General features: G+C 62.4%; 13 protein-coding genes. 6 read left to right on the top strand and 7 right to left on the bottom strand.

The genetic code is table 11. The annotated features are described in order from the left end of the window. Positions 1-618, top strand: coding sequence for a nucleoside/nucleotide kinase family protein (locus tag OEZ71_RS14965; protein WP_263740797.1), 618 nt, complete (start codon positions 1-3; stop codon positions 616-618). 117 nt (positions 619-735) lie between these two features. Beyond that, positions 736-1,995, top strand: a complete 1,260-nt coding sequence (locus tag OEZ71_RS14970; RefSeq protein WP_263740798.1) for a D-amino acid dehydrogenase — start codon at positions 736-738, stop codon at positions 1,993-1,995. A 6-nt stretch (positions 1,996-2,001) separates the two neighbouring features. On the opposite strand, the gene OEZ71_RS14975 is transcribed toward OEZ71_RS14970, so the two are convergent. From OEZ71_RS14975 to OEZ71_RS14985, 3 genes are all read right to left on the bottom strand, one after another. Beyond that, the gene (locus OEZ71_RS14975) at positions 2,002-3,468 is read right to left on the bottom strand and encodes a sulfatase-like hydrolase/transferase (protein ID WP_263740799.1); all 1,467 of its coding nucleotides are present in this window, start codon (positions 3,466-3,468) and stop codon (positions 2,002-2,004) included. A gap of 98 nt (positions 3,469-3,566) precedes the next feature. Beyond that, positions 3,567-5,039, bottom strand: a complete 1,473-nt coding sequence (dacB, locus tag OEZ71_RS14980; protein WP_263740800.1) for a D-alanyl-D-alanine carboxypeptidase/D-alanyl-D-alanine endopeptidase — start codon at positions 5,037-5,039, stop codon at positions 3,567-3,569. Positions 5,040-5,097: 58 nt separating this feature from the next. Beyond that, positions 5,098-5,667, bottom strand: a complete 570-nt coding sequence (locus OEZ71_RS14985) for a nicotinate-nucleotide adenylyltransferase (RefSeq protein WP_263740881.1) — start codon at positions 5,665-5,667, stop codon at positions 5,098-5,100. Positions 5,668-5,970: 303 nt separating this feature from the next. Here OEZ71_RS14985 and OEZ71_RS14990 point away from each other — a divergent pair, with 303 nt between their 5' ends. From OEZ71_RS14990 to OEZ71_RS15000, 3 genes are all read left to right on the top strand, one after another. Next, on the top strand, positions 5,971-6,399 hold the full coding sequence (locus tag OEZ71_RS14990; RefSeq protein WP_263740801.1) for a DoxX family protein: 429 nt from the start codon (positions 5,971-5,973) through the stop codon (positions 6,397-6,399). A gap of 114 nt (positions 6,400-6,513) precedes the next feature. Next, on the top strand, positions 6,514-8,169 hold the full coding sequence (ettA, locus tag OEZ71_RS14995; protein WP_263740802.1) for an energy-dependent translational throttle protein EttA: 1,656 nt from the start codon (positions 6,514-6,516) through the stop codon (positions 8,167-8,169). A 53-nt stretch (positions 8,170-8,222) separates the two neighbouring features. Further along, on the top strand, positions 8,223-8,852 hold the full coding sequence (locus OEZ71_RS15000) for an AbiU2 domain-containing protein (protein WP_263740882.1): 630 nt from the start codon (positions 8,223-8,225) through the stop codon (positions 8,850-8,852). Positions 8,853-9,083: 231 nt separating this feature from the next. Here OEZ71_RS15000 and OEZ71_RS15005 read toward each other — a convergent pair whose 3' ends face one another. Then, positions 9,084-9,449, bottom strand: a complete 366-nt coding sequence (locus OEZ71_RS15005; protein ID WP_263740803.1) for a hypothetical protein — start codon at positions 9,447-9,449, stop codon at positions 9,084-9,086. A 189-nt stretch (positions 9,450-9,638) separates the two neighbouring features. Here OEZ71_RS15005 and OEZ71_RS15010 point away from each other — a divergent pair, with 189 nt between their 5' ends. Further along, a complete protein-coding gene (locus OEZ71_RS15010; RefSeq protein ID WP_263740804.1) occupies positions 9,639-9,902 on the top strand; it encodes a hypothetical protein in 264 nt (87 codons plus the stop codon). 139 nt (positions 9,903-10,041) lie between these two features. Here the strand turns inward: OEZ71_RS15010 and OEZ71_RS15015 are convergent, their stop codons facing one another. From OEZ71_RS15015 to rpoD, 3 genes are all read right to left on the bottom strand, one after another. After that, positions 10,042-10,425 carry an acyl-CoA thioesterase gene (locus tag OEZ71_RS15015; RefSeq protein ID WP_263740805.1) on the bottom strand — a complete coding sequence of 128 codons (384 nt, stop codon included), beginning with the start codon at positions 10,423-10,425 and terminating at the stop codon, positions 10,042-10,044. Between the two features lie 89 nt (positions 10,426-10,514). Continuing rightward, positions 10,515-10,790 (bottom strand): HlyU family transcriptional regulator, encoded by a 276-nt coding sequence (locus tag OEZ71_RS15020; RefSeq protein ID WP_263740806.1) that lies wholly within the window; start codon positions 10,788-10,790, stop codon positions 10,515-10,517. 16 nt (positions 10,791-10,806) lie between these two features. Next, positions 10,807-12,795 (bottom strand): RNA polymerase sigma factor RpoD, encoded by a 1,989-nt coding sequence (gene rpoD / locus OEZ71_RS15025; protein WP_263740807.1) that lies wholly within the window; start codon positions 12,793-12,795, stop codon positions 10,807-10,809. Positions 12,796-12,815 lie beyond the last annotated feature (20 nt).

The following is a 12,815-nucleotide window of genomic DNA, read 5'->3' on the forward strand; positions in this document are numbered from 1 at the left end:
ATGACACGGATATCAAAGGAAGCGCTTGTAAAGGAAATCGAAGCCCGCGCGCGCAGCCACGACCGCCTGCTGGTCGGCTTCGCAGGCGCACCCGGTTCGGGCAAGTCGACGATCGCCGAGGATCTGGCCGCGCGTCTCGGGCCCGGGGCAACGGTCCTGCCGATGGACGGGTTCCATCTCGACAATGATCGCCTGCGGCAAATGGGGCTTCTGCATCGCAAAGGCGCGCCTGAAACCTTTGACGCAGACGGTTTCGTCGCTCTCGTCCGCAAACTGCGCCAGAAGGGCACCGTTGAATTTCCCACCTTCGACCGGGAAGCCGACAGCACCGTGCCCGGCGCAGGCCAGATCGGCGAAGACATCCGTATCGTCCTGATCGAAGGAAATTACCTCTTGCTGAACACACCACCATGGTCGGATCTGGCGGGGCTTCTCGACCTGCAAATCCGTCTGGATGTCAGCCGAGAGGAGCTTGAGGCCCGGTTGATCAGGCGATGGCTCGATCACGGCCTGTCCCCGGATGCGGCGCGCGCGCGCACCCGTGACAACGACATGGTGAATGTCGATTATATCGCCCTGAATTCCCGGACGCCCGACTTTATATTGGCAAAGGAATAACGGAACCGCGCAGGCCCCGGGCCCAGCCATGTCTCATAAGGGCTGGAATCCAATCCCAATTGTCGCTGGTCCCCTGCTATGCTAGCGCGGCATCGAACGCGAACGGGGGACGGAATCATGAAAGTTGTCGTCATGGGCGCCGGGGTGATCGGCGTCACCACGGCCTATTACCTCGCCCGCCAAGGCGCCGAGGTCGTGGTTCTGGACCGCCAGCCGGGCCCGGGCATGGAGACGAGCTATGCCAATGCGGGAGAGCTTTCATATGGCATGACCTCGCCCTGGGCTGCGCCCGGAATCCCGATGAAGGCGCTGAAATGGCTCTTCATGAAGCGCCGCCCGCTTTTCATCTGGCCGTTGATCAGCCCGACGATGTGGAGTTGGGGCGCCAAGATGCTGGTGAACTGCAACGAGAGCGCCTATGCGCTCAACAAATCCCGCATGGTCCGCGTCTCGAACTATTCGCGCGACGTGATGCCCGACCTGATCGCCGAGACCGGCATCGACTATGACGGCCGCGAACAGGGAACGCTGCAGCTCTTCCGCACCGAAAAGCAGATGAAGGCGTCGAAGGCCGATCAAGCGATCCTCGCCGAGTTCGACAGCCCCTATGAGGTCCTCGACCGCGACGGCTGTATCGAAGTCGAACCCGCACTGGCCGAGGTCAAGGACAAGTTCGTGGGCGGGCTGCGCCTGACCGCCGACCGCACCGGCGATTGCCGGATATTCACCATGGCACTCGCCGAAAAGGCTGCGGCTCTTGGGGTCACCTTCCATTACGGCCAGAAGATCAGGCTGATCCAGACCCGCGGCGAAGAGGTGATCGGCGTCCTGACCGAAAGCCTCGGCCGGGTCGAGGGCGATCGCTATGTCTGCGCGCTGGGATCGTTCGGGCCAAAGCTGCTCAATCCCATCGACATCCGCCTGCCGGTCTATCCGGTCAAGGGATACTCAGTCACCCTGCCCGTCACCGACGACGCCTTCGCGCCGCAATCGACGATCATGGACGAAACCCACAAGGTCGCGATCACCCGGCTCGGCGACCGTATCCGGGTGGCGGGCACCGCCGAGATCGCCGGCTATTCCGACCGGCTCGGGCCCCATGCGACCGATACGGTGCGCCACGTCATCGGCGATCTCTTCCCCAAGGGCGGCGATCTTTCGCAAGCCGAAGGCTGGACCGGTCTTCGCCCGATGACGCCCGACGGGACCCCAGTTCTCGGCCCCACCCGCTACCGCAACCTCTACCTTAACACAGGCCACGGTACGCTCGGCTGGACCATGGCGGCCGGTTCGGGCCGCGCGGTCGCCGATCTGGTCATGGGCAAGAAGCCCGAGATCGACTTCGACGGCCTCACCGCCGCGCGCTACGGGATCTGAGCGGGGTTATTTGCGGACGTATTTCCGGGTGACGTCATCCTCCACCCGGTAGTCCCATGCCGTTCCGTTTGCCGCCATCGCGGCGTTGACCACCGCCTTTTGCGGCAGCCGCGCCCAGACATCGGCCTCGATCGCGTCGAGGTCGAAGCGCCCGCCGGTGATCACGGCATTCAACTCGGCCTCGATCCCCGCCACGGCAGGATCGCCCGCGCGGTTCACCCACTCGCCGGGGTCCTCTTCTATGTTGAAAAGCTGCGGCGCCGAGCGATGGCAGTAGATGTATTTCCACGCGCCTTTCCGCACCAGAAAGCTCGGCCGCATGATGCCTTCGCCGTGATACTCGGCGATGACCGGAACCTCCTCCAGCGCCTGACCGCTGAGCGCGGGCAGCAGCGAGCGTCCCTCCATCGGCCGCGCCAGCTCCTGCTCCGCGAGATCGGCCAATGTCGCAGGCAGGTCCATCAAGGAAACCGGCGTCGCCACATCGCGCCGCGTGCCGCCCGGCATTGCCACGATCAGTGGAATACGTGCCGACCATTCGTAAAGGCTGCGCTTCTGGATCAGCCCCTTCTCGCCCAGCATCTCTCCATGATCCGACGTGAAGATGACGATGGTGTCGTCGGTCAGACCCTGCTCGTCCAGCACATCCATCAACTCGCCGACCTTGTCATCGACATAGTGGGCAAGGGCGGCAAAGCCCCGCCGCATGGCGATCAGATGTTCAGGGTCACGGATCGACTTCCGGTCAAGCCCGTACCAGCGGATGAAGGCCCGGTCGAAATCGGAGTATTTCTCATCCATATCGTCGGGATAGTGCGGCAGGGGCAGGTCGGCATCCTTGTACATCTCCCAGTGCTTGCGCGGCACGACATAGGGCGGATGCGGGTTCGTAAAGCTCACTGTCAGCATCCACGGCCGGTGCTTCGGCGTATGGCGCAGATATTCCAGCGACCGGAACTGGGTTTCCTCGTCATATTGCAGCTCGGCCGTCCAGCCCGGCCCGATATTCTCCGCCCGGTATTGCGGCGCGAAATCGAAGGCCATCGCCTTGGGATCGTCCTCGGGCAAAAGCGGATAGGACCAGAGGAAACCCGACGGATAGATGTCGGTGTTCAGGCGCCTTCCAAACCCATGCAACTGATCGGCGCCTATGAAATGCATCTTGCCCGACAGCACCGTGTCATAACCCGCATTGGTCAGGTAATGCGCAAAAGTGGGGATGAAGCTGGGGTAAGGGTCGCCGTTGTCATAACACCCCGTTGTCGAGGTCAGAAGCCCGGTCATCAGGCAGGATCGGGCAGGCACGCAGATCGGGCTTGGCGTATAGGCATTGGTGAAATTCACGGCACGGTCGGCAAGCGCCGAAATATGCCGGGTTTGGGCACCGGGATAGCCACAGGCCTCCAGCATGAAGGGCGTCATCTGATCGGCAATGATCAAGAGAATGTTCGGCAGGCTGGTTTTACCCGTCATCCTCGTCCCCTTGTAACGTCCGCCCCTATCAGGCCCTCAGGTCAACTTGCGAATGACTTCGACAACCCGCGCGCCCGTTTGCGACAGATCGTTGGCGTTCAGCTGCCGTAAACCGCCGCCCAGCGCTCGATCAGTTGCTGCTGCATCTGGCGCGACCGCCGCGCCCAGGCCTTGCCGCCTTCGGGCCGTTCCTTCTGACTGTCGGGCACCGCGTCGCGCCGGGCGATATCGCCGGTGAAGATCGCGAACGCCAGGTCGCTGCCGCCGGCCGAGACGTAACCGGCAAGCGCCGAGACGAAGTTCAGCGTGCCGGTCTTGGCCAGTACCTGCACATGCGACAAAGGCTTGCCAGCCTTGTCCTTGTACCGGATTTCCTTCATCAGCCCGCCAAGCTGCCCGCCGGGGCCGAGTTTCACCAGAATCCGCACCATATCGGCCGCCGAGATGCGCGAGGCACCGGCAAGGCCAGAATGATCGGCAAAACGCGGCGTGGTGACCCCGGCGCGCGCCTTGGCCCAGTCCGACATGGCCCGGCCCGAGGCGACATGGCTGGTGACGCCGCTGCGGACCGAGGCCGCCATGCCCACCGCCTCGGCGGTCATGTTGGTCGAATACTTCATCATGCCGCGCAGGATCGAGCGCAATTCCGAACTGCCGTGCTGCGCAATGACCGTTCCTGCGGGCAGGCTCCCGACCGCTTCCGGCGCAGGCAGGGGCGCGCCCTGCGCACGCGCCAGCGTCTGGAACACATCGCCCGCGTAAAGGTCAGGCCGACGGACCGGCAGCCAGCGGCTTCCGCCCTTGCCCAGCGCGCCCTTCGCGACGGTCCATTCCTCGACCTTGCCGCCATTCTCATAGGTATAGACCGGAAGGCTGCGGTCGGCGATCGTCACCCGTGCGGAGTAGACCTGCGGCGCAAAGCGCGTATCGCGGGCATCCATACCCACCTCATAGCCCGACCCCGCCCGCTTCCAGACGAAATTCACCCGGTTGAAATTGAGGTTTAGGCCAGAGACGGCCGGATTGTAGCCCAGCCATTCCGGCTGGCTGCGGTCGATCGCCTCCAGATACGGAAGCGCCCCGCCCCAGACGAGGAACCGCCCGGTGATCCCGGTCACGCCCGCCTTGCGCAGTTCCGCGGCCAGATCGCCAAGATCGTCGGTCGACAGGACCGGATCGCCGCCCCCCGCCAACACCAGATCGCCCTGCACCTTGCCGCCGGAAACCGGGCCGGTCGCGATCAACCGCGTGCCGAAGCGGTGCCCCGGCCCGAGATGATCCAGCGCGTATAGCGAAGTAATGATTTTCGCGGTTGAGGCAGGCGGCAGCGGCAGATCGGCGTCCGAGGCTTCCAGCACCAGCCCGGTCCGCGCATCGGCCACGACAAAGCCGACGCGACCGCCAAGCCCCGCCGCCCGGATCAGATCCTCCGCCGGGGCGGCCGACACCGTGGCAACCCGCAAAGGCCGCGCCTTTGGCCGGGGCGAAACCATGGGCGCCTCGGCCAATGCCTGCCCCGCTAGCCCGCCCAGCATGCCCGTCAGAATAAACCGCCGCGTCAGCCGCGTCATTGCCACCTGTCCTCCCGCGCGGAAATCTCGCCCATGGGCAGGCCGGAGGCAACCCCCATCAGGCGCGCCAGTCGCCGCGTGCGCGGATTGCCGTGGACGAGATGTTCACCATCGGCACGTCAAGGAAAGCCCAGACCGGCGGTTGCATCCGGGGCAACAAAAGCGCCGCCTGCGACGGCAGCCGGAACCGCGCAAATTCTTCCGCGGCCCGCGCACCCCGCGCCTCAAGCCGCGCGCCGGGCCGGGCAAAGACCCCGACCGGCACGTTATGCATGATCCATTCCCAGTCCTGCCAGAGATGGAACTGGGCCAGATTGTCCGCGCCCATCAGCCAGACGAACCGCACCCCGGGATAAAGTGCCATCAGGCGCTGCAGGGTCTCAGCCGTATACCGCGTCCCCAGCCGCGCCTCGATATCCGAGATCACGACGCGCGGATGGCCCATGACCCGCCTACCCCTTGCGATCCGGTCGGCCATCGGCGCGGGCTGCCGCGCCTTGAGCGGATTGCCGGGCGAGACCAGCCACCACACCCGGTCCAGCCCGAACCGCTTCAACGCTTCCCGCGTGATATGGGCATGGCCCTCATGCGCCGGGTCGAACGACCCGCCGAGAAGACCAATACTCATGCCGGGATATGCGACGGGATAGCCTTGCACGTCCTGCTCCTTGCCTGTCCGCCCTTTGTTCCCGCCACCTCGCCCCCTGTCAACGCGGACGTGGTATCGAAACCGGCAATGGGGCCGGACGCCGGGGGCGGACCCCGATCACCACTCCACCGCCACGACCCTGCATAATCGCACAGCCAATCCTATTCGATAATATTTTTGTTCTTTTTCGAACACGTCCTGTTTGACGATACCGAATTGCCCCAAAGCCCCGCCGGTCCCACTCTCCGCAGCAATGAAACGCAGCCCGCAACGGAGACTGACATGACAACCCAAACGCTTTCCGCCCTGCCCGGCACCACCGCCGACCGCATCGCCCTCGCCGCGCTCATCCTGCGCGTGACGAACGGGGTCTTCTTCATCATCCACGCGCTTCTCAAGATCGTGGTCTTCACGCCCGCCGGAACGGCAGGCTTCTTCGAAAGCATCGGCCTGCCGGGGCCCCTTGCTTATCTCGTGATCGCGGCCGAACTGTTCGGCGGCCTCGCTTTGATCGTGGGCTTCAAGACCCGCCTCGTCGCGCTCGCCCTCGTCCCCGTCCTGCTCGGCGCGATCTTCACCGCCCACTGGTCGGCGGGCTTCATCTTCTCGAACCAGGGCGGCGGCTGGGAATACCCGGCATTCTGGTCCGTGGCTCTCATCGTCCAGGCCCTGATCGGCAGCGGCGCCTACGCGCTCGACAACCGGGAATAAGCCCCGCCGCAACAAACAAAGGCCGCCTTCGGGCGGCCTTTTTTTCCGCCGCCAATTGCCCTTCCCGGCACTCTTGACTAGAGGAGAAGGCCACACCGGATCGCGGAGGGAAAAATGGCATCCTACCAATACGTCTACCACATGGATGGCGTCTCCAAGACCTATCCCGGCGGCAAGAAATGCTTTGAGAATATCCGCCTGAACTTCCTGCCCGGTGTCAAGATCGGCGTCGTCGGCGTCAACGGCGCGGGTAAATCGACCCTCCTGCGCATCATGGCCGGAATCGACAAGGATTTCAGCGGAGAGGCCTGGGCCGCCAAGGGCGCGACAGTCGGCTACCTGCCGCAGGAACCCCAGCTTGACGAAAGCCTCGACGTGCGCGGCAACGTCATGCTCGGCGTCGCCGCTAAGAAGGCCAAGCTCGACCGCTACAACGAACTGGCGATGAACTATTCCGACGAGACCGCCGACGAGATGGCGAAGCTTCAGGATGAGATCGACGCCGAGAACCTCTGGGACCTCGACAGCCAGATCGACGTCGCGATGGAGGCTTTGCGCTGCCCGCCGGATGAGGCCAAGGTCGACACGCTCTCGGGCGGCGAAAAGCGCCGCGTCGCGCTCTGCAAGCTGCTTCTCGAAGCGCCCGACATGCTGCTCTTGGACGAACCCACGAACCACCTCGACGCCGAAACCATCGCCTGGCTGCAAAAGCACCTGATCGAATATGGCGGCACCATCCTCTGCGTCACCCATGACCGCTACTTCCTCGACGACATCACCGGCTGGATCCTCGAACTCGACCGCGGCCGCGGCATTCCCTACGAGGGCAACTATTCAAGCTGGCTCGAACAGAAGGCCAAGCGGCTGGCGCAGGAGGCGCGCGAGGACAAGGCGCGCCAGAAGGTGCTGGAACGCGAACTCGAATGGATCCGCGCCGGGGCAAAGGCCCGACAGTCGAAGCAGAAGGCACGGATCGACCGCTATAACGAACTGGCCGACCAGTCCGAGCGCGACAAGCTGACCCGCGCCCAGATCATCATCCCGAACGGGCCCCGCCTCGGCGGCAAGGTGATCGAGGTCGAGGGGCTGAAGAAGCACATGGGCGACAAGCAACTGATCGAGGACCTGTCCTTCGCGCTGCCCCCCGGCGGCATCGTCGGCGTCATCGGCCCGAACGGCGCGGGCAAGACCACGCTCTTCCGCATGCTGACCGGTCAGGAACAGCCCGATGCCGGGACGGTGACCTATGGCGACACGGTGAAGCTCGCCTATGTCGACCAGTCCCGCGACGCGCTCGATGCGAACAAGACCGTGTGGGAGGAGATCTCCGGCGGCGCCGAGCAGATTGAGCTTGGCGACGTCCAGATGAACTCCCGCGCCTATTGCTCGGCCTTCAACTTCAAGGGCGGCGACCAGCAGAAGAAGGTGGGGCTCTTGTCGGGCGGTGAGCGCAACCGCGTGCACATGGCAAAACTCCTGCGCTCGGGCGGCAACGTCCTGCTGCTCGACGAACCGACGAACGACCTCGACGTCGAAACGCTTCAGGCGCTGGAGGCCGCGCTCGACGACTTCGCCGGCTGCGCCGTCATCATCTCCCACGACCGCTTCTTCCTCGACCGCCTCTGCACCCATATCCTCGCCTTCGAGGGCGAGGCCCATGTCGAATGGTTCGAAGGAAACTTCGAGGCCTATGAGGAAGACAAGATCAGAAGGCTGGGACCGGATTCGGTGGAACCGAAGCGGGTGAAGTACAAGAAGTTCACGAGGTGAGCGACGAAGGCAAACTACGCGCTGAAGCGGTTGTTCGTGCGCTCCATCCCACGATGGAGATAATACGACATGGTAGAAACTTGGCTCACTCCCATGCGATTTTTCGAAAGATCGTAATGGACCATGAACTTATGCAAAGACAAAAAGGTGATGAAGGGGCGCACAGTTTGAGAATGCTTCGACGACTAGTGACTAACTCAATTGTCCTCGACCTCGTTGCATTTTGGGAAACAGATGAACGGTCTCCAAGTCAGAGCTTGAGCCTTCCCGGCGCCCTGTACCGTTTGGAGCAAGAGCTGAGCGAGAGGCCAGATCTTTTTACATTTCCTTTGCCTGGTGGTGATCGCGGATTCTCTATTGCTACAAGACATCTCAGAAAGATCATCGCGTCGGCCAAAAGTAGCCCGCGATATAATCGGCTAAAAAACCATCGCGATAAATACATCGCTCACAAACTGACCAAGACGAGACGTGAAGCAACCGCAGAGCTACCGCTTCCAATCTACGAGGATGTAGATCGTTTGGCGCTATACTCATTAGTGGCACTTCGCGAACTATCGAGATCGATCTACCCGATGGGTTCAAGTCCCGGCGAAGTCTACGAAAAGGCAACGCGATCGGTTACAGCCATGATAAGAGCTTGGAACCCGCGCTTGGGAAAGCGCGTCCTTCCACCAACCTAGCGAGCCGTCGGGCACTGATCGGAACCTTTCCGGATCAAAAGAAAAAGCAAGCCGTAGGGTGGGTCGTTGCTAGCGCCCCGCGCGCGGACTGAACCATCACCGATCATCCATGCAGATGAACCGCGCCTCCCAACCACGTCCGCGCGAAACTGTGGGTGAACCCACGATACACGCGGATCCACCTTCCCGCACACTAGGCGTTACGCTTCTTCATAGAGCCAATCTCGCCAATCACTCTATGATGATGTAGCTTGGACGGCGCGCCTGCCCGCCTATAACAGCGCTATCATCACTCTTGGTTTTGTCGCAGGAGAACTGGTGTATCTCTTCAGTACTCAGCGCGTTCACTGCATTGCCACCCTTATAGTTAGCGAACTTCCCGTACTTCGCACAGTGCCGAGCGGCCTCGTCTAGGGCTTGAGCGGTAAGCGTTGGCACTTCATCGTACGCATGGTAGCGCAACGCCACGGCGTTTTCTGACGCGAAGTGCAGCGTCGGCGTGGTCGGCGTACAGGCTGCCAGCAACGGGAGCAAGGCAAAAAACCAAAAGCGACCCATGAAAAACCCTTTCTTTGCAATCATTTGAGCTGCAGCCAATTAGCAGCAATGCTTTAAGTTTGGCAATGTCATCGACCGAAAAAAACTGGCAATAGTATGGGCGCATTTCGCACGCCCCCGCTCAAAACCACCCTTCGACGCATCCCCCACTATCCCGGCTCGACGGAAAAAGTGATCCGGTTGCGTGCTCGCTCCGTACCCCTTCTCACAAACTGACAGGAGGACATCATGCTCAAACCCATTCTGACCGCCGCCGTCGTCGTTGCCTTCGGCACCGCCGCTTCCGCCAATAACGGTATCGGCGAAACCGTCTCCGGCACGTTCAAGGGCGGCCCGAACTCGGCCCATGGACAGACCTACGGGTCAGTCAACAAGGCGGTCAACGAGGCGATCCGCGAGAACGGTTCCTATACCTCGGTGCACAGCGGCAAGACCTATGACAAGCCCGGCGCGGGCAACCGTCTCGGCAACGGCGCGGGCAACCGCAACTGAACCGAAACTTCTGTCGGGCGGCAACCACCGCCCGACAGCCCCCTTCCCCGCAGGTGATTGAGCGGAGGTAAACGGGCCGGACATCCTTGCCATACGTTTTGCCGACGCAGTGCCGACCCCTGGCCGATGCCCTGCCCGCCTATCCTTCCGGCACCACGCGCGGTCGCCCGGCATCGTCGATCGCCACGAAGGTAAAGACCGCCTCGGTCACCTTCTCGCGCTGTCCGTGCCGGTCGCGCAAGACCCATGCCTCGATCTCCAGGGCCATCGAGGTGCGCCCGATCCGGGCGATTTTCACATAGATACAAAGGACATCGCCGACCTTCACCGGCCGGATGAACTTCATCGCATCGACCGCGACAGTGGCCACCCGCCCCTTCGCCCGTGCCCCGGCGACGATCCCGGCGGCGATGTCCATCTGACTCAGCACCCAGCCGCCGAAGATATCGCCGTTCACATTGACATCGCGCGGCATCGCCAGCGTTCGGAGGGTCAGTTCCCCCTCGGGCGTATCATTCGACATTCGCGTTCCCCTGGGACCATGTACGGCGAGACTAGCGCAAGGCGCAGGCCCCGCAAGCACGGTGTGGTGGCTTCCGGGGGGCGTTTGGCCTAGTTGAAAATGGACTCGCCCTGCTGGTCGATGAGCGACTTGGCCTTGCGGAGCGTCATCTCCGCTGCGGCCTCGGCGGTGGCGACGGTATCGGCCCGCACCATCCGGTGGGTCCGGACCTCTCCGCCGATCTCTTTCTCGATCCGCGCTGCCACGCGGAAGCCCGCGCTTTCCTTGATCGGATCGACGAAGATGTGAAAGCCGTTATGATCGACAGGCTCGGGCTTGGGCTCATCACCATTTGAGCCGGAAAAGAGGCGAGAAAGCCATGACATGTGGTGCCTCCGCGTTTTACTGATCCAGGAAGCTCCTGAGCTTCCTCGACCGGCTCGGGTGCTTCAGCTTCCGCAACGCCTTCGCCTCGATCTGACGGATCCGTTCGCGCGTCACCGAGAACTGCTGGCCCACTTCCTCCAGCGTGTGGTCGGTGTTCATGCCGATGCCGAAGCGCATGCGCAGGACGCGTTCCTCGCGCGGTGTCAGCGAGGCCAGAACCCGCGTGGTAGTTTCCTTAAGGTTCTCCTGAATGGCCGAATCCAAGGGCAGGATCGCGTTCTTGTCCTCGATGAAATCGCCAAGCTGGCTGTCTTCTTCGTCGCCAATGGGGGTCTCCAAGGAAATCGGTTCCTTGGCGATCTTCATCACCTTGCGGACCTTTTCCAAGGGCATCTGCAGCTTTTCGGCCAGTTCCTCAGGCGTCGGCTCGCGGCCGATCTCATGCAGCATCTGGCGGCCGGTGCGCACCAGCTTGTTGATCGTCTCGATCATATGGACCGGGATGCGGATCGTGCGGGCCTGATCGGCGATGGACCGGGTGATCGCCTGCCGAATCCACCATGTCGCATAAGTGGAAAACTTGTAGCCGCGGCGGTACTCGAACTTGTCCACGGCCTTCATCAGGCCGATATTGCCTTCCTGAATGAGATCAAGGAATTGCAGCCCGCGGTTCGTGTACTTTTTGGCGATGGAAATGACGAGGCGAAGGTTCGCTTCTACCATTTCCTTCTTGGCTTGCCGGGCTTCCTTTTCGCCCTTCTGGACCTGATTGACGATGCGGCGGAACTCGCTGATGTCGACGCCGACATACTGGCCGACCTGCGCCATCTCGGCGCGCAAGGCCTCCACCTTGTCCTGCGATTTCTCGATCAGCCCTTGCCAGCCGCGACCGGCCTTTTCCGCCATGCGGTCAAGCCAGGTCGGGTCAAGCTCATAGCCCCGGTATTCGTCGATGAACTCGCGCCGGTTGATGCGGGCCTGATCCGCGAGCTTCACCATGTTCGAGTCGATCGACATGATCTTGCGGTTGATACCGTAAAGCTGGTCGATCAGCGCCTCGATCCGGTTGTTGTGCAGGTGAAGCTCGTTCACCAGCGTGACGATTTCCGAACGCAGCTTCTGATAGGCGGTCTCATCGGCGAGCGAGAAGGTGCCATCCTCGTTCAGCGTCGCGGACATGCGCAGGTCCTGCATTTCGGACAATTGCACATAGTCGCGGGCGATGATTTCCAGCATCTCCAGCACGCGCGGCTTGAGGGCCGCTTCCATCGCGGCAAGCGACATGTTGGAGGCGTCGTCATCCTCATCATCGTCGTCATCGGCCTTCGCGATCGGATTTCCGTCGGCGTCGAGTTCGGGCTCATCGTCACCGCTTTTCGCCTGTGTCGGGGCGGCCGCACCCTCGACCACCGGCTCGTCCTGATCGTCGTCCTCCATGGACCGGCCGAAGGTCGCCTCCAGGTCGATCACATCGCGCAAAAGGATGTCTTCGTTCAGAAGCTCATCGCGCCAGATCGTGATGGCCTGAAAGGTCAGCGGGCTTTCGCAAAGCCCCGCGATCATCGTATTCCGGCCCGCCTCGATCCGCTTGGCGATCGCGATCTCACCCTCGCGGCTCAGAAGCTCGACGGTGCCCATTTCGCGCAGATACATCCGCACTGGATCGTCGGTGCGGTCGAGCGTTTCACCCGACGATGAGGCAATCGCAACTTCGCGCGAGGTGGAGGCTTCCACGACCGCGCCGGAGGAGGAACTCTCGGCCTCTTCGGCCTCGTCATCCTCGATGACATTGATGCCCATTTCCGAGAGCATCGACATCACGTCCTCGATCTGCTCGGACGAGACCTGTTCGGGCGGAAGCACCTGATTGAGCTGGTCATAGGTGATGTAGCCACGCTCCCGCGCGTCGGCGATCATCTTCTTGACCGCGGCCTGAGACATGTCGAGCGTGTGCTCGTTCTCGTCGGTGGCGGGCTTCTGCTCGTCGGTGTCCTTGGCGGCCATCGGGGCTCCTTTGGTCTCGG

Source organism: Albidovulum litorale (assembly GCF_025751495.1).
Taxonomy (GTDB): domain Bacteria; phylum Pseudomonadota; class Alphaproteobacteria; order Rhodobacterales; family Rhodobacteraceae; genus Albidovulum; species Albidovulum litorale.